21 protein-coding genes are annotated in these 22,918 nt (G+C 70.7%); 11 read left to right on the top strand and 10 right to left on the bottom strand.

Annotated elements, in window-relative coordinates; all coding sequences use genetic code 11:
• The first annotated feature begins 126 nt into the window (after window positions 1-126).
• From ACFWJX_RS06395 to ACFWJX_RS06410, 4 genes are all read left to right on the top strand, one after another.
• Window positions 127-1,104, top strand: a complete 978-nt coding sequence (locus tag ACFWJX_RS06395; protein WP_383237693.1) for a tetratricopeptide repeat protein — start codon at window positions 127-129, stop codon at window positions 1,102-1,104.
• Window positions 1,105-1,749: 645 nt separating this feature from the next.
• A complete protein-coding gene (locus ACFWJX_RS06400; protein ID WP_383237696.1) occupies window positions 1,750-2,382 on the top strand; it encodes a DUF6230 family protein in 633 nt (210 codons plus the stop codon).
• A gap of 146 nt (window positions 2,383-2,528) precedes the next feature.
• Window positions 2,529-3,143: a DUF6114 domain-containing protein gene (locus ACFWJX_RS06405; RefSeq protein ID WP_383237699.1), complete on the top strand. Its 615-nt coding sequence runs from the start codon at window positions 2,529-2,531 to the stop codon at window positions 3,141-3,143.
• Window positions 3,133-4,500, top strand: coding sequence for a hypothetical protein (locus tag ACFWJX_RS06410; RefSeq protein WP_383237702.1), 1,368 nt, complete (start codon window positions 3,133-3,135; stop codon window positions 4,498-4,500). The genes ACFWJX_RS06405 and ACFWJX_RS06410 overlap by 11 nt, the downstream gene beginning before the upstream one ends.
• Window positions 4,501-4,610: 110 nt before the next feature.
• Here ACFWJX_RS06410 and pyk read toward each other — a convergent pair whose 3' ends face one another.
• From pyk to pta, 3 genes are all read right to left on the bottom strand, one after another.
• Window positions 4,611-6,041, bottom strand: coding sequence for a pyruvate kinase (gene pyk, locus ACFWJX_RS06415; RefSeq protein WP_383237705.1), 1,431 nt, complete (start codon window positions 6,039-6,041; stop codon window positions 4,611-4,613).
• 89 nt (window positions 6,042-6,130) lie between these two features.
• Window positions 6,131-7,363 carry an acetate kinase gene (locus ACFWJX_RS06420; protein ID WP_383237708.1) on the bottom strand — a complete coding sequence of 411 codons (1,233 nt, stop codon included), beginning with the start codon at window positions 7,361-7,363 and terminating at the stop codon, window positions 6,131-6,133.
• Window positions 7,360-9,450 carry a phosphate acetyltransferase gene (pta, locus tag ACFWJX_RS06425; RefSeq protein ID WP_383237711.1) on the bottom strand — a complete coding sequence of 697 codons (2,091 nt, stop codon included), beginning with the start codon at window positions 9,448-9,450 and terminating at the stop codon, window positions 7,360-7,362. The genes ACFWJX_RS06420 and pta overlap by 4 nt, the downstream gene beginning before the upstream one ends.
• A gap of 189 nt (window positions 9,451-9,639) precedes the next feature.
• Here pta and ACFWJX_RS06430 point away from each other — a divergent pair, with 189 nt between their 5' ends.
• Window positions 9,640-10,665, top strand: coding sequence for an ATP-dependent 6-phosphofructokinase (locus ACFWJX_RS06430; RefSeq protein ID WP_086770819.1), 1,026 nt, complete (start codon window positions 9,640-9,642; stop codon window positions 10,663-10,665).
• 12 nt (window positions 10,666-10,677) lie between these two features.
• On the opposite strand, the gene ACFWJX_RS06435 is transcribed toward ACFWJX_RS06430, so the two are convergent.
• The 3 genes from ACFWJX_RS06435 to ACFWJX_RS06445 form a co-directional block, all read right to left on the bottom strand.
• Window positions 10,678-11,442 (bottom strand): XRE family transcriptional regulator, encoded by a 765-nt coding sequence (locus ACFWJX_RS06435; protein WP_383238458.1) that lies wholly within the window; start codon window positions 11,440-11,442, stop codon window positions 10,678-10,680.
• A gap of 260 nt (window positions 11,443-11,702) precedes the next feature.
• The gene (locus ACFWJX_RS06440; protein ID WP_383237715.1) at window positions 11,703-12,401 is read right to left on the bottom strand and encodes a response regulator; all 699 of its coding nucleotides are present in this window, start codon (window positions 12,399-12,401) and stop codon (window positions 11,703-11,705) included.
• Between the two features lie 5 nt (window positions 12,402-12,406).
• Window positions 12,407-14,062, bottom strand: a complete 1,656-nt coding sequence (locus ACFWJX_RS06445; RefSeq protein WP_383237718.1) for an ATP-binding protein — start codon at window positions 14,060-14,062, stop codon at window positions 12,407-12,409.
• Window positions 14,063-14,183: 121 nt separating this feature from the next.
• On the opposite strand from ACFWJX_RS06445, the gene ACFWJX_RS06450 reads away from it, so the two are divergent.
• A complete protein-coding gene (locus ACFWJX_RS06450; RefSeq protein WP_383238459.1) occupies window positions 14,184-15,617 on the top strand; it encodes a cation:dicarboxylate symporter family transporter in 1,434 nt (477 codons plus the stop codon).
• Window positions 15,618-15,814: 197 nt separating this feature from the next.
• Here the strand turns inward: ACFWJX_RS06450 and ACFWJX_RS06455 are convergent, their stop codons facing one another.
• The gene (locus ACFWJX_RS06455; protein ID WP_383237721.1) at window positions 15,815-16,438 is read right to left on the bottom strand and encodes a TetR/AcrR family transcriptional regulator; all 624 of its coding nucleotides are present in this window, start codon (window positions 16,436-16,438) and stop codon (window positions 15,815-15,817) included.
• Between the two features lie 125 nt (window positions 16,439-16,563).
• Here ACFWJX_RS06455 and ACFWJX_RS06460 point away from each other — a divergent pair, with 125 nt between their 5' ends.
• Window positions 16,564-18,249, top strand: a complete 1,686-nt coding sequence (locus ACFWJX_RS06460) for an MFS transporter (RefSeq protein ID WP_383237724.1) — start codon at window positions 16,564-16,566, stop codon at window positions 18,247-18,249.
• Between the two features lie 5 nt (window positions 18,250-18,254).
• On the opposite strand, the gene ACFWJX_RS06465 is transcribed toward ACFWJX_RS06460, so the two are convergent.
• The gene (locus tag ACFWJX_RS06465; RefSeq protein WP_383237727.1) at window positions 18,255-18,746 is read right to left on the bottom strand and encodes a MarR family winged helix-turn-helix transcriptional regulator; all 492 of its coding nucleotides are present in this window, start codon (window positions 18,744-18,746) and stop codon (window positions 18,255-18,257) included.
• A gap of 60 nt (window positions 18,747-18,806) precedes the next feature.
• Between ACFWJX_RS06465 and ACFWJX_RS06470 the strand changes: the two genes are divergently transcribed.
• A complete protein-coding gene (locus tag ACFWJX_RS06470) occupies window positions 18,807-19,433 on the top strand; it encodes a maleylpyruvate isomerase family mycothiol-dependent enzyme (protein ID WP_383237730.1) in 627 nt (208 codons plus the stop codon).
• 158 nt (window positions 19,434-19,591) lie between these two features.
• Here ACFWJX_RS06470 and ACFWJX_RS06475 read toward each other — a convergent pair whose 3' ends face one another.
• A complete protein-coding gene (locus tag ACFWJX_RS06475; protein ID WP_383238462.1) occupies window positions 19,592-20,500 on the bottom strand; it encodes an aldo/keto reductase in 909 nt (302 codons plus the stop codon).
• 1 nt (window position 20,501) lies between these two features.
• The gene (locus ACFWJX_RS06480; protein ID WP_383237733.1) at window positions 20,502-21,413 is read right to left on the bottom strand and encodes an NAD-dependent epimerase/dehydratase family protein; all 912 of its coding nucleotides are present in this window, start codon (window positions 21,411-21,413) and stop codon (window positions 20,502-20,504) included.
• 45 nt (window positions 21,414-21,458) lie between these two features.
• Between ACFWJX_RS06480 and ACFWJX_RS06485 the strand changes: the two genes are divergently transcribed.
• From ACFWJX_RS06485 to ACFWJX_RS06495, 3 genes are all read left to right on the top strand, one after another.
• Entirely contained in the window at window positions 21,459-21,974 is a 516-nt protein-coding gene (locus ACFWJX_RS06485; protein WP_383237736.1) for an Lrp/AsnC family transcriptional regulator, read from the top strand.
• 61 nt (window positions 21,975-22,035) lie between these two features.
• The gene (locus ACFWJX_RS06490) at window positions 22,036-22,464 is read left to right on the top strand and encodes a MerR family transcriptional regulator (protein ID WP_073499110.1); all 429 of its coding nucleotides are present in this window, start codon (window positions 22,036-22,038) and stop codon (window positions 22,462-22,464) included.
• On the top strand, window positions 22,461-22,793 hold the full coding sequence (locus ACFWJX_RS06495) for a thioredoxin family protein (RefSeq protein WP_383237740.1): 333 nt from the start codon (window positions 22,461-22,463) through the stop codon (window positions 22,791-22,793). The genes ACFWJX_RS06490 and ACFWJX_RS06495 overlap by 4 nt, the downstream gene beginning before the upstream one ends.
• Window positions 22,794-22,918: the final 125 nt, after the last annotated feature.

Raw genomic sequence — 22,918 nt, forward strand, 5'->3', positions numbered from 1 at the left:
TACGACTCGTAGCGAAAGCTCGTGAACGGACGTACACGAGTCGCGGCCGGACGGCGTGGGGTGGGGACCCGGCGCTTATTTCGGATCGCTTTTCACGCACACGCGCGGACGGGGGAGGATAGACGCATGCAGCCACGGAACATGTCCATGAGCGGAGTCGTCGACCTCGCCGCGGTGAAGGCGGCCCAGGAGGCCAAGGCGAAGGCGGAGCAGGCTCGGGCCGAAGCCGCCCGGCAGGGCGGGACGGGGGCCGTGTCGCCCGCGGACCTCGTCATCGACGTCGATGAGGCCGGGTTCGAGCGGGACGTCCTCCAGCGGTCCGCCGAGGTGCCGGTCGTCATCGACTTCTGGGCCGAGTGGTGCCAGCCCTGCAAGCAGCTCAGCCCGGTGCTGGAGCGGCTCGCCGTCGAGTACGACGGGCGGTTCCTGCTCGCCAAGATCGATGTCGACGCCAACCAGATGCTGATGCAGCAGTTCGGGGTGCAGGGCATCCCGGCCGTCTTCGCGGTCGTCGCCGGGCAGGCGCTGCCGCTCTTCCAGGGGGCCGCCGGTGAGGCGCAGATCCGGCAGACCCTGGACCAGCTGGTGCAGGTCGCCGAGCAGCGCTTCGGTCTGACCGGCCTCACCGTCGATCCCGAGGCCGACCCCGGCGAGCGTGCCGAGGCGGTCGTCGAGCCGCCGGCCGGCCCGTACGACGCCCTGCTGGAGGCCGCCGTACAGGCTCTGGACGCGGGTGACTTCGGCGGGGCGGTGCGGGCGTACCAGAATGTGCTGGCCGACGACCCCGGCAACACCGAGGCCAAACTCGGCCTGGCTCAGGCCGAGTTGCTGCACCGGGTGCAGGGCATGGACCCGCAGCGGGTGCGCAGGGAGGCCGCCGACAGGCCGGGTGACGCGCAGGCCCAGATCGCCGCCGCCGACCTCGATCTGGTGGGCGGGCATGTCGAGGACGCCTTCGGGCGGCTCATCGACACCGTGGCCCGTACGGCCGGTGACGAGCGGGACGCGGCGCGGCTGCGGCTGGTCGAACTGTTCGAGGTGGTCGGTCCCGACGACCCGCGGGTGACGGCGGCGCGCAGGGCGCTGGCGCGCGCCCTCTTCTAGAGGGGCGGGGGCCCGGTTCTGACCAGTCGCTAAACGTCGGAGCCGGTGGTGCCCGAGTGAAAGTTCCGCCGACACGGTTCCGCTGCGGCCGCGCTTTGCCAAAACTTGGCAATCGCGGCCGCTGTTACTGGCAGTAAGTCAGGGCCGCAGTTCTGTCGGATTCTGTCCAGCGATCAATAGTTTTGTCCTGGGCATGGCTGCCACCGAGCGTTGTCGGCCGAGACCTGTGGGTCGTTGTTCGGTTATCCGGCCGTTACTAGCGAGTAACGAACCCCCTTGTGCGGGCGGCGAGAATGCACCACGATCGGCCACGCTCGGTCCATTGCCGTACCCCGACAGCCGGTTGGGTCAACGGATTTTCCTGGGTCCCCACCGAGCGAGCCGACGGCAGTGGCGTCGGCTCTTGGGCAGGGGGGTCTTCGCCGAGGCGAAGCCTGTCCAGCAAGGTTGTGCGTGATGCGTGTCAGGCGCGACCAGTGGTTGTCGCTCGGGGGTGATCGCCGGTGATTCGGGCGCGGTTCGCGCCTGAGGAATACAGGCGCTCCCCTTCCCGAGGACGTAGCACTTCTCCCATCCCTGCCCGGCTGAGCCGCCGTTCCGGGGGCTAGTCAGGGCCAGGAGATGTACGTCCGAGAAGGAGGAAATATGGAGTCCCAGGTGCGTGGCGGGACCAGATGGAAGCGCTTCGCTGTGGTCATGGTGCCCAGCGTCGCCGCCACGGCGTGTATAGGTGTCGCCCTCGCGCAGGGTGCGCTCGCAGCGTCGTTCAGCGTTTCGGGTCAGTCGTTCAAGGTCACCGCGGACAAGCTCGTCGGTACGGGCTTCTCGCAGTACGGCGCGATCGACTCGGGCTACACCCTCGACGGCAAGAAGACGGCTCACCCCGTCGCGGTCTCCGGGTTCAAGAGCGCGTCGATCACGAACATGTGCCAGTCCGTGGTCACGCCGAACATCCCGCTGATCGGTTCGGTCAGCCTCACGCTGAAGGCCGGCGGTGGCGACACCCCCGTCAAGGCCGAGAACCTCTTCATCGACGTCGAGGACCTCCAGGCCGATGCGACGTTCACGAACATCGACATCGGTGTGGCCGCCAAGGACCTGAAGAAGGGTCCGGGCATCAAGAGCGGCGACACCGCGAACCCGTTCGGGTTCGCTCAGGAGGCCGAGTCGGCCGTCCTGACCGACGTGAAGCAGACGGCGTGGGCGACCACCGCTGGAACCTTCAAGCTCAGCGGCCTGAAGATGTCGCTGTCGACGGGTGTCAAGGAGTGCTACTAAGCACTCTCTGACGGGCGGGGGAGCCGGTGGCACCCCCGCCCGTCCAGTCTCACCCGTCCGGACCGGAGCGCCCGTCCAGCCGTGAGCGCCGGTCTTCACCCGCAGCACAACCACCACAGCAACGCCGCACCAGGGAGCTGTTTTCCATGAGCGCCGAGACCCCTGTCGCCCCCGGCCAGTTCGACCTCCGGAGGCAGCAGTTCCGCGCCTGGCGGGGCACGAGGCCGTTCTGGGCCGGTCTGTTCATCCTGATCAGCGGGCTGCCCATCGCCTACTTCCCGTACGCGAACCTTCAGATCGGTCATCTGACGCTGGCGATGGCGACCACCGCCGGCGCCGGCTCGCTGATCATCGGCGTACTGCTCGCGGTGCTGGGCGTCAGCCTGTGGTTCCAGAAGCACGTACGGGTCTTCGCGGGCGTCGCGGCGATTCTGCTGGGTCTGGTCTCCATCCCGGTGTCCAACCTCGGCGGCTTCCTCATCGGCTTCCTCTTCGCCCTGATCGGCGGAGCGATGGCCGTCTCCTGGGCGCCGGGAGCACCGCCGTCGGAGCAGGCGCTGGAGAAGGGGCCGGGTACGGGCACGACGCCCGCCGCTGCCTTCCCGGAGGGCCCGGGAACCGCCCCGGCGGACGGACCCACCGTGAACCCGTACAGCACGGGTCCGGTCTTCACCAAGGACGCCGACGGCTCGGACGAGCCGAACGAACTGTCAGGAACGAGCCCGGCCAACGGGGCGAACGGGAGGCACAGTGCCGGCTGACGAGGTGACCACCGGGAGCGGTGTGGACGCTGCCCGCGTGAGAACCGGGCCGCGCCACGCGGCACCCAAGAAGCCGCTGTTCACCAGGCTCCACATGCCGGCCGGCAAGGCGATAGCCCTGGCGGCCATGCCGACGGCGGTCCTCATGGGCATGGGGTTCACACCGACCCTCGCCAACGCCGAGGACCAGCCGACGTCCAAGAGCCTCACCATCGACGAGTACAAGGACTGCGTGGCGGCCCTGGAGGACTCCGAGGGAACCGACGCCTCCGCGTCGCCCTCGCCGTCCGCCTCGGCGAGCGCGAGCGAGTCCGCGGACGACGAGAAGGACGACGCCAAGGACGACTCCGGATCCGGTTCGAAGGACGAGCCGACGGACGGCACGAGCGGCACGGGTGACTCCACTGCGCCGGATTCAGGTGCCGGTGAAGCGGACGAGCCCGCCCCCGCGGCGTCGTCGGCGACGTCCGAGCCGCAGAAGTCGGAGAGCTCGGGCGACACCGGGACGGCCAGTCCGTCGCCGTCCGAGACGGACAAGAACCTGCTGGAGACGATCGGCGACACGATCACCGATCTGTTCGACGGCAAGGATGCCGAGGAGACGGCCACCGCGAGCCCGACCCCGTCGGCCTCCGAGTCCGCCTCGACGGGCACCGGCGGCGACACGGCGACGGACACGGGCTCCGGCTCGGCCGACTCCGGCAAGGACTCCGGTACCGCCAAGGACACCTCCGACGCCCTCACCGACGCGGTGAAGGACACCGCCGACAAGGCGGGCGACACGGCGAAGGCCGCCGAGGACAAGGCGGAGAAGGCGGCGGAGGACGCCGCCGACGCGACGGCCTCGCCGAGTCCGTCGGAGAGCGCCACGACCGCCGTGGACGACTGCCCGGTCGCCACCGAGGACGAGAGCGGCATCGACAACAAGACGCCGCTGCCGGACGACCCGTGGTACCTCAACGCCAGTTCGCTGCTTCTCAAGGGCGCCGACTACCAGGGCATCGTCGAGGTGAAGACGGCCAACGGGACCAAGAAGAAGGTCCTGAAGTACGTCATCTCCGAGGGGACCGACATCGGCGACCTGCACCAGACGGTCAACGACAAGCAGGCGGGCGTGACTTACCACGTTCAGGCCGGCTCGGGCACGACGTCGACCATCCGCAACGGCGACACGATCATGTACACCGAGAGCATCTCGGGGAACCTGTTCGGTCTGATCCCGGTGACGTTCGACCCGGAGAACCCGCCTCCGCTGAACATCCCGCTGATCTACTTCACCAAGGTGAAGGTCGTCCAGGCCGGCCAGTTCGGCGGCGACCTCCACATACCGGGGATGCACCTCTACAACACCAAGTAGGCATCCCCCGCAATCCCTTCCGGGAGCCGCACAAGGCCTGAGGGCGCCCCCTTTCACAGGGGGCGCCCTCAGCGCCGTTCAGCGGTCCGCTCCCGCGGGGCAGCGGCCGGTCAGCCGCGGCCCTCCTCGCCCAGGTGGTGGACGCGGACCATGTTCGTGGTGCCGGGGACGCCGGGGGGCGAGCCGGCGGTGATGACCACGATCTCGCCCGGGTTGAAGCGGTTGAGCTTGATGATCTCCTGGTCCACCAGGTCGACCATCTCGTCGGTGCTGTTCACGAACGGCACGACGTGCGACTCGACGCCCCAGCTGAGGGTCAGCTGGTTGCGGGTGCCCTCGTCGGTGGTGAAGGCGATGATCGGCTGGGTCGCGCGGTAGCGCGAGAGACGGCGGGCGGTGTCGCCGGACTGGGTGAAGGCCACCAGGCCCCGGCCGCCGAGGAAGTCGGCGATCTCGCACGCGGCACGGGCGATCGAACCGCCCTGCGTACGCGGCTTCTTGCCCGGCACGAGCGGCTGGAGGCCCTTGGAGAGCAGCTCCGTCTCGGCCGCGGCGACGATCTTCGACATCGTCTTCACGGTCTCGATCGGGTACGCGCCCACGCTCGACTCGGCGGACAGCATGACCGCGTCCGCGCCGTCCAGGATCGCGTTGGCCACGTCGGAGGCCTCGGCGCGGGTCGGACGGGAGTTGGTGATCATCGACTCCATCATCTGGGTCGCCACGATCACCGGCTTGGCGTTGCGGCGGCACAGCTCGATGAGCCGCTTCTGCACCATGGGGACCTTCTCGAGCGGGTACTCGACGGCCAGGTCGCCACGGGCGACCATCACACCGTCGAACGCCATCACGACGTCCTCCATGTTCTCCACCGCCTGCGGCTTCTCCACCTTGGCGATGACGGGGACGCGGCGGCCCTCCTCGTCCATGACGCGGTGCACGTCCTGGACGTCCTTGGCGTCGCGGACGAAGGACAGCGCGACCAGGTCGGCGCCCATGCGCAGCGCGAACCGCAGGTCGTCGATGTCCTTCTCGCTCAGTGCGGGCACATTGACGGCCGTGCCGGGCAGGTTGATGCCCTTGTGGTCGGAGATGACACCGCCCTCGATGACGATCGTCTTCACCCTCGGGCCCTCGACGTCCAGGACCTTCAGCTCGACGTTGCCGTCGTTGATGAGGATCTGGTCGCCGCGCGAGACGTCGCCGGGCAGGCCCTTGTAGGTGGTGCCGCAGATCGTCTTGTCGCCGGGCACGTCGTCGGTGGTGATGGTGAACTCGTCACCGCGCACCAGCTCGACCGGCCCCTCGGCGAAGGTCTCGAGGCGGATCTTCGGGCCCTGGAGGTCGGCGAGGACACCGATGGCCCGGCCGGTCTCCTTGGCAGCGGCACGGACCCGGTCGTACCGGCCCTGGTGCTCGGCGTGCGAGCCGTGGCTGAAGTTGAAGCGGGCCACGTTCATGCCGGCTTCGATCAGCGACACGAGCATTTCGTGGGAGTCGACCGCGGGGCCGAGAGTACAGACGATTTTCGAACGGCGCATGGGGCGATCCTATCGGTTTGTTTCGCTACGGAATATTCCGTCTGGTGGAAGATACAAATGGGCGGGAACGCGCTCAGTTGCTTTCCTGCTCAGTCACCACGCGGCGGAGCCGCATATCGATTCCGCCCGACCAGCGCGTAGGTCTGTGTGGCGATCTCCAGTTCCTCGTCCGTGGGGACCACGGCGACCTTCACTCGCGCGCCTGCGGGTGAGATCAGCCGCGGCTCGTCACTCCGTACGTCGTTCAGTTCTGCGTCCACCGCCAGGCCCAGGGTCTCCAGGCCCGCGACGGCCGCCGCGCGCACCGGTGCCGCGTTCTCGCCGACCCCGGCGGTGAACACCACGGCGTCCACCCGGCCGAGCACGGCGTAATAGGCGCCGATGTACTTCTTCAGACGGTGAATGTAGATGTCGAAGGCGAGCTTCGCCTGTTCGTCGCCCTCGTCGACCCGCCGTCGGATCTCCCGCATGTCGTTGTCACCGCACAGGCCGATCAGCCCGCTCTTCTTGTTGAGAAGAGTGTCGATTTCGTCGATGGACATTCCGCCAACACGTGCCAAATGGAAGATGACGGCCGGATCGGCGTCTCCGGAGCGGGTACCCATGACGAGGCCTTCGAGCGGGGTGAGCCCCATCGAGGTGTCGACGCACCTGCCGCCCCGTACGGCGGAGGCGGACGCCCCGTTGCCGAGGTGCAGCACGATGACGTTCACCTCCTCGGGCGTCCGGCCGAGCAGTTCGGCGGTCGCCCGGGAGACGTACGCGTGCGAGGTGCCGTGGAAGCCGTAGCGCCGGATGCGGTGCTCGTCGGCGGTCTTCACGTCGATCGCGTAGCGCGCCGCCGACTCCGGCATCGTGGTGTGGAAGGCGGTGTCGAAGACGGCGACCTGCGGGAGGTCCGGGCGCAGCGCCCGCGCCGTGCGGATCCCGGTCAGGTTGGCCGGGTTGTGCAGCGGGGCCACCGGGATCAGCCGCTCGATCTCCGCGAGGACCGCGTCGTCGATCACGGTCGGCTCGGTGAAGTGCTTGCCGCCGTGCACCACCCGGTGCCCGATCGCCGCCAACTCCGGGGAGTCCAGCCCCAGTCCGTCCTTGACGAGTTCCTCGGCGACGGCCTTGAGGGCCGCGTCGTGGTCGGCGACGGGCCCGTTCCACTCGCGGGACTCGCCCGTCGCGAGCGGCGTGTGCTTGAGCCGCGAGGTCTGCTCGCCGATGCGCTCGACGAGGCCCTGCGCCAGCCGGCTGCTGTCGCTCATGTCGAGCAGCTGGTACTTCACCGACGAGGAGCCGGAGTTCAGGACGAGGACGCGGGTGCCGGTCACTGCTGGGAAACCTTCTGGTCGAGGGTCTGGGCCTGGATCGCCGTGATGGCGACGGTGGTGACGATGTCCTGGACGAGGGCGCCGCGGGACAGGTCGTTGACCGGCTTGCGCAGCCCCTGGAGCACCGGGCCGACCGCGATCGCGCCGGCCGAACGCTGCACGGCCTTGTACGTGTTGTTGCCGGTGTTGAGGTCGGGGAAGATCAGCACGCTGGCCTGGCCCGCGACCTCGGAGCCCGGCAGCTTCGTCGCCGCGACCGTCGGCTCCACGGCCGCGTCGTACTGGATCGGCCCCTCGATCCGCAGGTCGGGGCGCCGCTGCCGGACCAGCCCGGTCGCCTCGCGCACCTTGTCGACGTCGGCGCCGGAACCGGACGTACCCGTCGAGTACGACAGCATCGCGATCCGCGGCTCCACGCCGAACTGGGCGGCGGTCGCGGCCGACTGGATGGCGATGTCGGCGAGCTGCTCGGCGTTCGGGTCGGGGTTGACGGCGCAGTCGCCGTAGACGAGGACCTGGTCGGCGAGGCACATGAAGAACACGGACGAGACGATGCCGGCGTCCGGCCTGGTCTTGATGATCTCGAAGGCGGGCCGGATCGTCGCGGCCGTGGAGTGCACCGAACCCGACACCATGCCGTCGGCGAGACCCTCCTGGACCATCAGCGTGCCGAAGTAGTTCACGTCGGAGACGACGTCGTACGCCAGCTCCACCGTGACGCCCTTGTGGGCGCGCAGCCGTGCGTACTGATCGGCGAAGGCGTCGCGCAGTTCGCTGGTGGCCGGGTCGATCAACTGGCAGTCCCCCAGGTCGATGCCGAGGTCCGCGGCCTTCTTGCGGATCTGGTCGACCGGGCCGAGGAGGGTCAGGTCGCACACCCCGCGGCGCAGCAGGACCTCGGCCGCGTGCAGCACCCGTTCCTCGGTGCCCTCGGGGAGGACGACCCGGCGCAGGTCGGAGCGGGCCTGCTCCAGCAGCTTGTGCTCGAACATCATCGGCGTGACGCGGTCGCTGCTCGGCGCGGAGACCCGCTTCAGCAGGTCGGCGGTGTCGACGTGCCGCTCGAAGAGGCCGAGCGCGGTCTCCGCCTTGCGCGGGGTGGCCGCGTTGAGCTTGCCCTCCAGGGAGAACAGCTGCTCGGCGGTGGGGAAGCTGTTGCCGGCCACGGACAGCACGGGCGTGCCGGGCGCGAGACGGGCGGCGAGCGTGAGGACCTCCTGGCTCGGCACCTCGCCCAGGGTGAGCAGCACGCCGGCTATCGGCGGGGTGCCGGCGCTGTGCGCGGCCAGCGAGCCGACGACCAGGTCGGCCCGGTCGCCGGGGGTGACGACCAGGGCGCCGGGCGTCAGGGCGTGGAGGAAGTTCGGCAGCATGGCGCCGCCGAAGACGAAACCGAGGGCGTCGCGGGCCAGCCCCGAGTCGTCGCCCAGCAGCACCTTCGCCCCCAGGGCGGTGCTGACCTGCGCGACCGTCGGCGCCGACAGGGCGGGCTCGTCGGGCAGCACGTAACAGGGCACCGGCAGCCGGGAGACGAGCCCTCCGGCGATCTCCTCGCGGTCCTCGCGGGCGACCCGGTTGGCGACCATGGCGATGACGTCGCAGCCCAGGCCGTCGTAGGCGCGGTAGGCGTTGCGGGTCTCGGCGAGCACCGACTCCGTGCTCTGCCCGCGGCCGCCGACGACGGGGATCACGGAGGCGCCGAACTCGTTCGCCAGGCGCGCGTTCAGGGACAGTTCGTCCGGGAACTGGGTGTCGGCGTAGTCGGTGCCGAGGACCAGGACGACGTCGTAGTCGCGGGCGACGCGGTGGAAGCGGTCGACGAGCCGGGAGACCAGTTCGTCGGCGCCCTGCTCGGCCTGGAGGGCGGACGCCTCGTGGTAGTCCATGCCGTAGACGGTCCCGGGGTCCTGCGACAGCCGGTACCGGGCCCGCAACAGGTCGAACAGGCGGTCCGGCCCGTCGTGGACGAGGGGGCGGAAGACCCCCACCCGGTCGACCTGGCGGGTCAGGAGTTCCATGACCCCCAGCTCGACGACCTGGCGGCCGTCGCCGCGGTCGATCCCGGTCACGTACACGCTGCGCGTCACGCGTGCTCTCCGTTCCATCGATGGGGCCGTTCGGGCGGCTCATAAAAATCGCCCACCGAGGTGAGCAGAACCCTCTTGACAATACCCCTGCCCGCGGATAAGGCGCCCGTCAAGCGACAGTCGCCTCGGGGGCATGAAAGAATCGATATCGGCTCACCGGTACCCACAGCGAGCAGGAGACACAGCAGGATGCGCATCGGAGTCCTCACCGCGGGCGGCGACTGCCCCGGCCTGAACGCAGTGATCCGGTCGGTCGTGCACCGCGCGGTCGACAACTACGGCGACGAGGTGATCGGCTTCGAGGACGGATACGCCGGTCTGCTCGACGGCCACTACCGCACCCTCGACCTGAACGCCGTCAGCGGCATCCTCGCCCGCGGCGGCACGATCCTCGGCTCCTCACGGCTGGAGCGCGACCGCCTCCGCGAGGCCTGCGACAACGCCTCGGACATGATCCACGAGTTCGGCATCGACGCGCTGATCCCGATCGGCGGCGAGGGCACGCTGACGGCGGCCCGCATGCTGTCCGACGCGGGCCTGCCGGTCGTCGGCGTCCCGAAGACCATCGACAACGACATCTCCTCCACGGACCGCACCTTCGGCTTCGACACGGCCGTCGGCGTCGCCACGGAGGCCATGGACCGTCTGAAGACGACGGCCGAGTCCCACCAGCGCGTGATGGTCGTCGAGGTCATGGGCCGGCACGCGGGCTGGATCGCCCTGGAGTCCGGCATGGCGGCCGGCGCCCACGGCATCTGCCTGCCCGAACGCCCCTTCGACCCGGCCGACCTCGTGAAGCTGGTGGAGGAGCGGTTCGCGCGCGGCAAGAAGTTCGCGGTGATCTGCGTCGCCGAGGGCGCCCACCCCGCCGACGGCACGATGGACTACAGCAAGGGCGCGATCGACCAGTTCGGCCACGAGCGCTTCCAGGGCATCGGTACGGCGCTGGCGTTCGAGCTGGAGAAGCGGCTCGGCAAGGAGGCCCGTCCGGTCATCCTCGGCCATGTCCAGCGCGGCGGTGTGCCGACGGCGTACGACCGTGTCCTCGCGACCCGCTTCGGCTGGCACGCGGTGGAGGCGGCGCACCGGGGCGAGTTCGGCATGATGACCGCGCTGCGCGGCACCGACGTGAAGATGGTGCCGCTCGCGGAGGCGGTGACCGAGCTGAAGACGGTGCCCAAGGACCGGATGGACGAGGCGGAGTCGGTTTTCTAGGGTCTGTCGTCCTCAGCCGGAGTTCTTCTCGACGGTCGTCCAGAAGTGGTCGGTGATCCGGTCGAGGAAGTCGCGGCCGGAGTCCCGCGCGTCACCGGCCGCACTGCCGCCGCCCCAGCTCAGGGTGGCGGTCATCTGCCCCTGGTAGCTGTGGTGCAACTGCTGGAGGACGGCCTCCAGCACGCGCCGGTCCAAGGGGAGGATCTTGCCGACCGGCTTGGTGTACGCCTGCCAGCGGGTGCTGACCGCGCTGCGCAGGAGTTCGGCGAGTTCGGCCTCGCGGCCGGTGACGACGATCAGGTCGGGCGGGGTGAGGCCGAGCAGTTCGGTGAGTACGGCGGACTGGCGGTCGGTGCCGCGCCACTGGCCGCTCTCCTCCATGCGCATGTAGGCCGGGAACTCGTGACCGACGGCGCGGGCCACGTCCTCGGGGGCCAGGCCCCGGGCGATCCGGAACTCACGCAGCGTGCGCGGGCGGCCGATCAGTTCGGCGGGGGAGCACCACAGGACACCGGCGAGGGCGGTCAGCTCGGGGCTGGTGGGGGACAGGGTCGCTCGTTCCCAGGAGACGACGAGTTCCGGGGTGGCGTAGGGCAGTCCGAACGAGACGCGCAGGCCGTGGGCGACATGGTCCGGGGTCATCCCCAGTGCGGCGCGCAGCCGGCGGGCTGCGAGGGCGTCGAAGGGCGGACCTGGCTGGTGGGTGTGGGACAGGGGTCGGTGCACGGGCACACCGTAGGCGCCGGAGGCTGCTGTGACTACGGGCGGTTCGACCATAGTCACCGGTTGTGGAAACGTACGGTGAGCGGTTTCCGTCGTTTCCTCCCCGGTGCCGGTGCCGGTGCCGGTGCCGGTGTCCGAGCCGGGCCCCGTGGCCGGTGCCGGGGCGCGGGCATGCCGGCCGCCGGTTGCTTGTGGCTGCGTCACGGGGCTGCCGGGACCCACCGGTACACCAGCTGCGGTTCCGGGGCCCGAGCCGGGGCCCGTGGCCGGTGCCGGGTCGCGGGCATGCCGGCCGCCGGCTGCTCGTGGCTGCCTCACCGGGCGGCCGGGACCCACCGGTAGACCAGCTCGGGTCTGCCCACCTGCCCGTACAGCGGCTTGCGTTCCGCCCTTCCCGACTCCACCAGGTGTTCCAGATAGCGGCGGGCGGTGATCCGGGAGATGCCCACCGCCTCGGCCACTCCCGCCGCGGTCAGTCCCTCCGTCGCCTCCCGCACGGCCCCCGTCACCCGCTCCAGGGTCGGGCCGCTCAGCCCCTTGGGCAGCGCGACGGGGCCCGGTGCGCGCAGGGTGGCCAGGGCGCGGTCGACCTCGTCCTGACCGCTCGCCTCGCCGGCCGCCCCGCGGAACTCCGCGTACCGCACGAGCCGGTCCCGCAGGGTGGCGAAGGTGAACGGCTTCAGCACGTACTGGACGACGCCCAGCGACACACCTTCCCGGACCACCGTCAGATCGCGCGCCGAGGTAACCGCTATCACGTCCGCGTGGTACCCCGCCGCCCGCAGCGAGCGCGCCAGCTGGAGCCCGTGCCCGTCCGGCAGATGCAGGTCCAGCAGCAGCAGGTCCACCGGCGTACGGTCCAGCATGCGCCGCGCCTCCGCACCGGTGTGCGCCTTGCCCACCGCCACGAACCCCGGCACCCGGCCGACGTACAGGAGATGCGCGTCGGCGGCGACGGGGTCGTCCTCGACCACCAGCACCCGGATCGGCTCGTCGCCCGAAACGTCCGTCACGTCCGTCATCCCTTGCCTCCCGACACCGGCACGGCGGCGACCGTCGTGCGCAGGGGCAGCCGTACCACGAACTCCGCTCCGCCGCCCTCGGCCTCCGCCACCGACAGGGTCCCGTCGTGGCGGTGCACAGCCTGCTGGACGAGGGCCAGGCCGAGGCCGCGGCCCCCGGGTCCGGACGGCTTCGTGGAGAAACCGCGCTCGAAGACCTGCTCGGTGTGCGCCGGGTCCACCCCGGCACCGGTGTCCGTCACCCGCAGCACCAGCTCGCCGCCGCCCTCGCCGTCCCGCGCGCCATGCTCGGTGCACGCGGTCACCGTGACCCGCGCCCGCACGCTGCCCTGTGCCGCGTCCACGGCGTTGTCGATGAGGTTGCCGAGGATGGTGACCAGGTCCCGGGCGGGCAGCGAGTCCGGGAGCAGCCCGTCGTCGAGGCCGCTGCCCTGCGACACCACCAGCTCCACGCCCCGCTCGTTCGCCTGCGCCGTCTTGCCCAGCAGCAGCGCCGCGAGGACCGGCTCGCTCACCGCGGCCACCACCTGGTCGGTCAACGCCTGGGCCAGTTCCAGTTCGGCGGTCGCGAAGTCCACGGCCTCGTCGGCGCGGCCCAGTTCGATCAGCGAGACCACGGTGTGCAGCCGGTTCGCCGCCTCGTGGGCCTGTGAGCGCAGGGCCTGGGTGAACCCGCGCTCCGAGTCCAACTCGCCCATCAGTGACTGGAGTTCGGTGACGTCGCGGAGGGTCACCACGGTGCCCCGGCGTTCTCCGCCGGACACCGGCGAGGTGTTCACCGCCACCACCCGGTCCGCCGTCAGATGCACCTCGTCCACACGCGGTTCGGAGGACAGCAGAGCGCCCGTCAGCGGGGCGGGCAGACCGAGGTCGGCGACGGACCGGCCCACCACCTCCCCCGAGACACCCAGCAGTTCACGGCCGCCGTCGTTGATCAGCGCCACCCGGTACTGGCCGTCCAGCATCAGCAGCCCCTCGCGCACCGCGTGCAGTGCCGCCTGGTGGTAGTCGTGCATCCGGCTCAGCTCGGACGCGTTCATGCCGTGGGTGTGGCGGCGCAGCCGGGCGTTGATGACGTACGTGCCGACCGCGCCGAGCGCGAGCGCGCCCGCCGCGACGCCGAACAGGGCCGTCACCTGGTCCTGCACCCGTTTGGTGATCGCCTCGACCTTGATGCCCGCGCTGACCAGGCCGATGATCCGGCCGTCGTCGTCCTCGACGGGGGTGACCGCGCGGACGGACGGGCCGAGGGTGCCGGTGTAGGTCTCGGTGAAGGTCTCGCCCTTCAGGGCGCGGGCGGTGTTGCCGCGGAAGTGCAGGCCGATCTGCTTCTCGTCCGGGTGGGTCCAGCGGATCCCCGCCGGATTCATGATCGTGACGAAGTCGACCTCGGTGTCGTGCATGATCCGCAGCGCGTACGGCTGGAGTTCGGCCGTCGGGTCCGAGGTGCCGATCGCCTCCCGCACGGAGGGGGAGTCGGCGACCGAGCGGGCCACCGCCGAGGCCTGCCGGCTCGCGGCCTCCTCGGCCTGGCCGCGGTCGCTGATGTAGGTGAACAGCGCGTAACCCGCGACGAGCACCGCTATGAGGACCGCCTGCATGGCGAACAGCTGGCCGGCCAGGCTGCGGGGTCTCGGGACGGGGATGCGCATGTCGTCAGTGTGCCCCCCGGTTAAGCGTGAACTAAATGAACGGAAGGGTGACCGCCCTCACAGCGCGGGGGGATAGTCACGGCATCCCCCATATCCCCCGGACGTGAGCCGCACGCCGGTGATGCCGACGAAGACGTCAAGGAGGGCAGCCGTGGCCGCCAGCACCCCCGATACGGCATCCGCCGTACCCGCCGAGAAGCGGGACCGCACGCACTATCTGTACATAGCGGTGATCGTCGCGGTCGCCATCGGTATCGCCGTGGGCCTGATCGCCCCCGACTTCGCCGTCGAGCTGAAGCCCATCGGCACCGGGTTCGTGAACCTGATCAAGATGATGATCTCGCCGATCATCTTCTGCACGATCGTGCTCGGCATCGGATCCGTCCGCAAGGCCGCCAAGGTCGGCGCCGTAGGCGGTATCGCCCTCGCCTACTTCACGGTCATGTCGCTGGTCGCCCTCAGCATCGGCCTTGTCGTCGGCAACATCCTGGACCCGGGCAGCGGCCTCGCGCTCACCGACGCGGTCAAGGAGACCGGCCAGGCGCAGGTGTCGGCGGAGGCCAAGGACACCACCGAGTTCCTGCTGGGCATCATCCCGACCACGATCGTCTCCGCCTTCACCGGCGGTGAGGTGCTCCAGACGCTGCTCGTCGCGCTGCTCGCGGGCTTCGCCCTCCAGGCCATGGGCCCGGCCGGTCAGCCGGTCCTGCGCGGTGTCGAGCACATCCAGCGGCTCGTCTTCCGCATCCTCGCCATGGTGATGTGGGCCGCCCCGATCGGTGCCTTCGGTGCCATCGCCGCGGTCACCGGCTCGGCCGGCGTCGACGCGCTCAAGAGCCTCGCGGTCCTGATGCTCGGCTTCTACGCGACCTGTTTCCTGTTCGTCTTCATCGTGCTCGGCACGCTGCTGCGGGTCGTCTCGGGGCTGAACATCTTCGTCTTCTTCAAGTACCTGCTCCGCGAGTTCCTGCTGATCCTGTCCACCTCCTCCTCCGAGTCGGCGCTGCCGCGCCTCATCGCGAAGATGGAGCACCTGGGCGTCAGCAAGCCCGTCGTCGGCATCACCGTCCCGACCGGCTACTCCTTCAACCTCGACGGCACCATGATCTACATGACCATGGCCTCGCTGTACATCGCCGACGCCATGGGTACGCCGATGTCGGTCGGCGAGCAGATCCCGCTGCTGCTGTTCCTGCTGGTCGCCTCCAAGGGCGCCGCCGGTGTCACCGGCGCCGGCCTCGCGACCCTGGCCGGCGGCCTCCAGTCGCACAAGCCGGCCCTGGTGGACGGCATCGGCCTCATCGTCGGCATCGACCGCTTCATGAGCGAGGCCCGCGCCCTCACGAACTTCGCGGGCAACGCCGTCGCCACGGTCCTGATCGGCACCTGGACCAAGGAGATCGACAAGGGACGCGTGGAGCAGGTCCTCGCCGGTGAGCTGCCCTTCGACGAGAAGACCCTCCTCGACGACGGCCACGGCGGCAGCCAGGACGCCCCCGCTGCGGACCTTCCCGAGCAGCGGGAAGAGGGCGAGAAGGAACTCGCCAAGGCCTGACGCCCCCGGGGCGGCACGTCCCCTCCCACTCCGGGTGTCCGGCCCTGCCTGAACCCGGGCCGGACACCCGGTTGTACGCCGGGCGGCTGAGTACTCCCCCGTAGCTCAGCCGCCCGGTTTCCGCTTCTCCCTCTTGCCGCAGGCCCTCGGTGTTCGCCCACCGGGGGCCTGCGGCGTTTCTCGCGTGGTCGCGGCCGTCAGTCGGACTCGTTCACCTTCGTCACCAGTGCGGCGGCCAGGGTGGCGGGCACGCCCGCGGCGGTGAGCGTCGTGACGGCGGCCGACCGGCCCGCCTCGTGCGTGCTCAGCAGCTCGTCGTTCACCGCCTCCATCAGCGCGAACACGATCTGCTCGTGCACGTACGCCAGCGCCGGCGCCGGCAGTGGTGAGACGAACGTCCCCTCGTCCAGACCGCGCTGGAGCAGCCGGATCGAGTCCCGGCGGACCGGGGCGAGCCGCTCCCGGATGCCCTGCATGGTGACCGTGCGCTGGGCCAGCGCGACCAGCAGACGGTAGCGGTCGGCGATCTTCCAGACGGCCAGCACCGACCGGGCCAGCTCCTCCGCCGGGTCCCCGACGGCCTCACGTTCCGGCTGGTGGGCGGCCGCCAGCACCTCCACCGCCTCGTCGACCAGCGTGCCGATCAGCGCCTCACGGCTGGGGAAGTGGCCGTACACCGTGCGCCGTACGACACCGGCGGCGCGGGCGATCTGGTCCATGGACGCGTCGGGGTCGCGCAACAGCTCGGCGAGGGCCACATCGAGGATGCGGCGTCGGTTTGCCTCGGCGCGACTGTTGTTACCCGTGGTCATGGCGGCCATTGTGCCCGCCTTCCGGTGATGGCTCATTCCGCGCCCCGGATTTGCACGCTGTTGTGCAGCGGACGTACATTGCACAGCGTTGTGCAATTCAAGCCGCGCACGTCCCGAGGAAGGCGATCCCTGCCATGCGACTCGTCATGAACGAACCGGTCGAAGGGATGAAGGGCCCCTACCGCCGACGCTGGTGGGCGCTCCTCGTCCTCTGCCTGAGTCTGTTGATCATCGTGATGGCGAACACCGCCCTCACGGTCGCCGCGCCCGCCATGACCGAGGACCTGGGCCTCTCCAGCGCCGACCTCCAGTGGGTGATCGACGGCTACACCGTGCCGTACGCGGCGCTGATGCTGCTGCTCGGGGCGATCGGCGACAAGTACAGCCGACGCGGGGCGCTCGTCCTCGGGCTCGTCGTGTTCGCCGGCGGCGCCGTCTCCGGCTACCTCGCCGACAGCTCCACCGCCGTGATCGCGGCCCGCGCCGTGATGGGCGTGGGCGCGGCGCTCATCATGCCCGCGACGCTCTCACTGCTCGCCGCGACCTTCCCGCGCGCGGAACGCGCCAAGGCGATCGCCCTGTGGACCGCGACCGCGGGCCTCGCCATCGCGGCCGGTCCGCTCGTCGCCGGCGCGCTGCTGGAGAACCACGGCTGGTCGTCGTCGTTCCTCATCAACGTGCCCGTCGCCGCCGTCGCGATAGTCGGCGCCCTCGTCCTCGTCCCGCCGTCCAGGGCCGGGCACCACGACCGCATCGACTACGTCGGCGGTCTGCTGTCGGTGGTCTGGATCGGCGCGCTCGTCTACATGATCATCGAGGGTCCGCACTTCGGCTGGGGCCCCAAGTCGATCGGCGCGGCGGTCGTCGCCGCCGCGGCCCTGCTCGCCTTCGTCCTGTGGGAACTGCGCCACCCGCGCCCGGTGCTCGACGTCCGCCGTTTCACCGACCGCCGTTTCGCCGGGTCCAACCTGGCCGTCGCCCTGTTCTTCCTGGCCGTGTTCGGCGCCTTCTACTACCTGACCCAGCACCTCCAGTTCGTCCTCGGCTACGACGCCCTCGACACCGGCCTGCGCATGCTGCCGCTCGCCGGCGCGGTCTTCGTCGGCTCGGCCCTGACCGCCTACCTCACCCCGCGCGTCGGCATGAGGTGGACGGTCACCGCGGGCATGGTCGGCGGCACGGCCGCCCTCGCCCTGCTCACCCAGGTCGACTCCACGTCCTCGTACGGCGACTTCGTGGCGCCCCTCGTCGTCCTCGGCGTGGCGATCGGGCTCGCCCTGTCGCCCTGCACGGACGCCATCATGGGGGCGTTCCCCGAGTCCGAACTGGGCGTCGGCGGCGCGGTGAACGACACCTCGCTGGAGCTGGGCGGCTCCCTCGGCATCGCCATCCTCGGCTCGCTGCTGGGTACGTCGTACTCCGACCACCTCGGAGACGCGGCGTCCGGCAGCGGCCTCCCGGCCGGCACCCTCGCCACCGCACAGGACTCGGTCGGCGCCGGGTACGCCGTCGCGCAGGGCGTCGCCGACAGGGCGCGGCAGCTCGGTGAGCAGGCGGCACAGTCGACCGATCCGCAGCAGGCCGCGCAGCTCAAGGCGCAGGCCGCCCAACTCGCCGAGAACGCCCGGCACATGGCCGACTCGGTCGGCTCATCCTTCGCGGACGCGGTCGCCCACACGAGCCTGGTCGGCGCGGTCGTGCTCGGCGTCGGAACCGTACTGGTGGCGGTGCTGCTGCCGGGCAAGGGGAAGCCGGCGGAGGCCGGGACGGAGGGCGAGGAGGACACGGAGCGGGAACGGGAGGTCAGCGAGGTGCGCTGAGCGGTTCAGGCCCAGGGGTCGGTGATCTCCCGCAGGGACGTGAGCGCCTCCCGCAACTGCCGCATCCGGCGCTTGCCGAGGTGCTCCTCCCACTCCTGCTCCACCTCCGCGACCACCCCGTCCGCGACCTCCTTCGCCGCCCACGCCTTCTCCGCGCCGCACACCAGCCGGGCCCGCCGGTCGGTCGGGTCCGGCATCCGCCGCACATAGCCGGCCTTCTCCAGCTGGTCGACCAGGAAGCCGGCGGTCTGCTTGGTGATCTGGGCCTGTTCGGCGAGGTCCGTCAGCCGGGTGCCGTCCGGGCCGATGCGCTGGAGGACCCGGGCCTGGGCGGGGGTGAAGTCGTCGAAACCCGCCTCGGCGAGGGCGGCGAAGACGCGGTTCTCCAGGGCCCGGTAGGGGAGGAACAGCAGGACGCCCGTGTTGATCTCCGGCTCCGCCTCGTCCGGGCCGCCGTCCGTCGTCACCGCCGACACCTCCTCGCCCGCTTTCGCCATGCCTTGACAGTGGTCAGAGTCCCTGACTAATTTGGTCAGAGAAGCTTACCACTTGAGTGGGTGATTCCCGTGGGTGCGGTGCTGGACGAGGACACGTGCTGGCAGGTCATCGACCGTGAACGGACCAGCCTGGCCGACCTGTTGGAGGGGCTCGGTCCCGAGGAGTGGGAGACGCCCACGCAGTGCGGGGACTGGCGGGTGCGGGACGTTGCCGCGCATCTGACGGTGGCGGCCCGCTTCTCGTACGGCCAGGTGGTGGGTGAGATGGTCCGCGCCCGCGGCAACTGGAACCGCATGATCCATGACAGCGCCGTCCGTGAGGCGGGGCGCCCGGCCGACGAGATCGTCGCCCTGCTCCGCTCCACCGTCGGCTCCCGCCGCCTCGCCCCCATGACCAGCCGCCGCGAGCCCCTCATCGACATCCTCGTCCACGGCCAGGACATCGCCCTCGCGCTCGGCCGGGACCGCGAGATGCCGCGCGAGGCGGCCCGCGACGCCGCCGACCGCGTCTGCACGATGCGCGTCCCGCCCCGCCCCTGGCCCCTCCCGCGGGCCCGCGTGGTCGCCACGGACATCGAGTGGAGCCACGGCGAGGGCAAGGAGATCCGCGGCCCGATCGCCGCACTGCTCCTCCTGCTGACGGGCCGGGAAGCGGCTGCGGAGGCTCGGCTGACGCGGACGGGGTGACACCCGCCCACGGTCCCGCCGTTTCGTTGAGGTGCGGTGCCCGCGCCTCGGGCCGCCCGGATCGGCCCGTACCCGCCGACGACCGCCCCACCCCGGTACCACCGGCCCCACCCCGGCCCAACCCCGGTACCACCCGCCTCACCCCCGTCGCGCCCGTCTCACCCCCGTACCCCCCGCCGTCGCCGCACCGCCTCCTCCAGCCGGGTCAGCTCCTCCTCGTCCAGGGTCAGGTCCGCCGCCGCTGCCGAGTCCTGGATCGTCGTGGGGCGGCTGGCGCCCGGGATGGGGATCACCGTGGGGGAGCGGGTCAGCAGCCAGGACAGGCAGACCTGTTGGGGGCTCACCCCGCGTTCCCGGCCGATCTCGTGGAAGGCGGCGAAGCGGTGTCCGCCCTCCGTGCGGGACGGGCCGTCCAGGGCGCTGCGGGCGATGCCGCCGAGGGGGCTCCACGGGAGGAAGGCCAGGCCCAGTTCGGCGCACAGGCGCAGCTCGGGCTCGCTGTCGCCGACGGCGGGGGAGTAGCGGTTCTGCACCGACACCAGCCGGTCGCCGAGGATCGCGTGGGCCCGGCGGATCTGGTCCGCGTCCGTGTTGGAGATGCCGGCCAGCCGGATCTTGCCCTCGTCGAGCAGGTCCAGCAGGGCGCCCACCGAGTCCTCGAAGGGCACGGCGGGGTCGGGCTTGTGCAGTTGGTACAGGCCGATCGCGTCGACCCCGAGCCGCTTGAGGGAGGCCTCCGCGGCCGCCTTGAGCCGGCCCGGTTCGCCGTTCACCGTCCAGTCCTCGCCGGCCGGCCTGCCCCGGCCGCCCTTCGTGGCGACCAGCACCTCCTCGGCCGTAGCGCCGTAGGTGGCGAGGGCGCGGGCGACGAGGCGTTCGCTGTGCCCGGGTTCGGCTCCGGGGAGGTGGTAGGAGTCGGCGGTGTCCAGCAGGGTCACGCCCGCGTCCAGGGCCGCGTGGACCGTGGCGAGCGCGCGGGCCTCGTCGGGGCGTCCCTCGATGGACAGCGGCATCGCGCCGAGCCCGATCGCGCTCACCCGGAGGCCGCCGAGGGTGCGGTACCGCACGTCAGCCATCCTTTCCGAGGGTCTCCGCGACCGCCCGCCCGAGCCACTGCCGGGCGTTGCCGAAGGCGAAACCGAGCCGCACGGCACGGGAGTTGTCCATGGGGTAGGAGCGGCGGAAGGCGAACGGGGAGACCTCGCCGACCTCCACCTCGTGGAAGACGGTCTTGCCGTCGGGGAAGTGCCCGGCCACCACCCCGCACAACTCCTCGGTGGTCAGCGGCTGGTGGGACGCCGCGTTGACGGGTCCGGTGAACTCCTCGCCCGCCGCCCAGAACAGGAAGTCCGCGATCTCCTCGACGTGGATGTACGTCGCCGGGTGGTTGGACACCGGCACGGTGATCGGCTCGCCGGTGCGGATGCGGTCCGCGTAGTGGGCCAGCCGTCCGGTGAAGTCGTCGGCGCCTCCCAGGACGTGCGCGACCCGTACCGCCGTCCACGGGAACGCCGCGGCCGACGCGAACACCGCCTCCGCCTGACGCTTGCCCTCGCCGTAGTGGGCGTCGAGGAACTCGGCGTCTCCCCAGGGAAGTTCGAGGTCGACGGTCGCGGCCAGGGGATCGACGTCCGTCTCCCGCACGGGGGCGATGGAGTCCTCGTACTCGTAGACCTCGACGGTGGACGTCAGCACATAGCGGTGGGTGCGGCCGGCGAGGACGCGCACGGCGACGGCCGCCTGCCGCGGGGTGTAGCAGACCTGGTCGACGACCACGTCGAAGCGGCGCGGGCCGAGCGCCGCGCGCAGCGCCTCCTCGTCGTCGCGGTCGGCGACGAGGTGGACCGTCCCCGCGGGCGGCCGTGACGATCCACGGTTGAGGACCGTGACCCGGTCGCCGGCCGCCAGCAGCCTTTCGACCAGCCGCCTGCCGACATACCGGTTCCCACCGATGACCAGAACCTCTCGCGCCTTTTCCATGACCATAATTCTCGCGGCGTACCCACGAGGTCTGAAGGGGAAGACATGGGAGTTCAGGTCGGCGCACCGAAAGAACCACGGCATCCGCGCGCCGCCGCCAGCGAAACAGCGGTGGCCTTCGACGCCCTGGACCGGCAGATACTCCACCTGCTCCAGACGGACGGCCGGATCAGACTGAGCGAGCTGGGACGCCGGGTCCGGCTGAGCCCGGCCGCGGTGACCGAGCGGGTGCGTCGCCTGGAGGCCGCGGGCGCCATCACCGGATACGGCGCCCAGGTCGCCCCGGCCCGCCTCGGCTACGGCATCCAGGCGTTCATCCGGGTCAACCCGCACGGCGGCTACACCCTCAAGCACCCCCGCACCCTGGAACTTCTCGACCGCCCCGAGATCACCGAGGTCCACCACGTGATCGGTGAGGACTGCTGGCTCCTCAAGGTGGCCGTCACGGACACGGTGCACCTGGAGGAGGTCCTGGAGCAGACCTCGGCGCTGGGCCGGACCACGACGTCGATCGTGCTGTCCTCCCCGGTGCACGGGAAACCGCTCCTGCCGCCGGCGTGAGGCCGTCGCGCCGACGCCACCTCTTGCGTTGACGTCGGCGTCAAGCCGTACGTTCGTAGGCATGCGAATCGGCGAGCTGGCCGCACGGGCCGGAACCACGACGCGGACGCTGCGGTACTACGAGTCGCGGGGGCTGCTGCCCGCGCGGCGCGACGAGCTGGGTCATCGGGCCTACGACGAGCGCGACCTGCGGGCGTTGCAGCAGATCAGGACGTTGCAGCACTTCGGGTTCGAGCTGGAGGAGACCCGGCCCTTCGTGGAGTGTCTGCGGGCCGGACACCCGGAGGGCGACTCGTGCCCGGCCTCGCTGGCGGTGTACCGGCGCAAGCTGGACGAGCTGGACGCGCTCATCGGGGAGCTGGCGGCGGTCCGCGAGAAGGTCGCCGGGCAGCTCACGCGGGCCGAGCGGGCGCGTGACGAGCTGGCCGCCGAGGCGCTGGTTCCGGGGGGTCCGGAGCCCGTGTGCGAACTGGGAGGGCGGGAGCGGTGACCAAGGTGGCCGGAGTGGACGAGGTGACGGACGCGGATTTCGGGGCGGAGGTGCTCGCGGCGGAACTGCCGGTGCTGGTGGAGTTCACCGCCGACTGGTGCCCGCCGTGCCGGCAGATGGCGCCGGTGCTCAGGGCGCTCGCGGAGGAGGAGGGCGAGCGGCTGAAGGTGGTGCAGCTGAACGTGGACCAGAACCCGGAGACCACCAACCACTACAAGGTGCTGTCGATGCCGACGTTCATGGTGTTCCGGGGCGGTGAGCCGCTGAAGGCGATGGTGGGAGCGCGGCCGAAGCGGCGGCTGCGGGAGGAGTTGTCGGACGTCCTCTGAGCACCATGCGGCACCATGCGAAAAACCCCCGAGCAATTGCGCTCGGGGGTTTTCTCGGCGTATATTCGATGATTCGCGACTTCAGGCGACTGAATCGCGGAAAAGTTCAATGAGCAGAGTATATC

This window comes from Streptomyces sp. NPDC058335 (assembly GCF_042723915.1).
Lineage (GTDB): Bacteria > Actinomycetota > Actinomycetes > Streptomycetales > Streptomycetaceae > Streptomyces.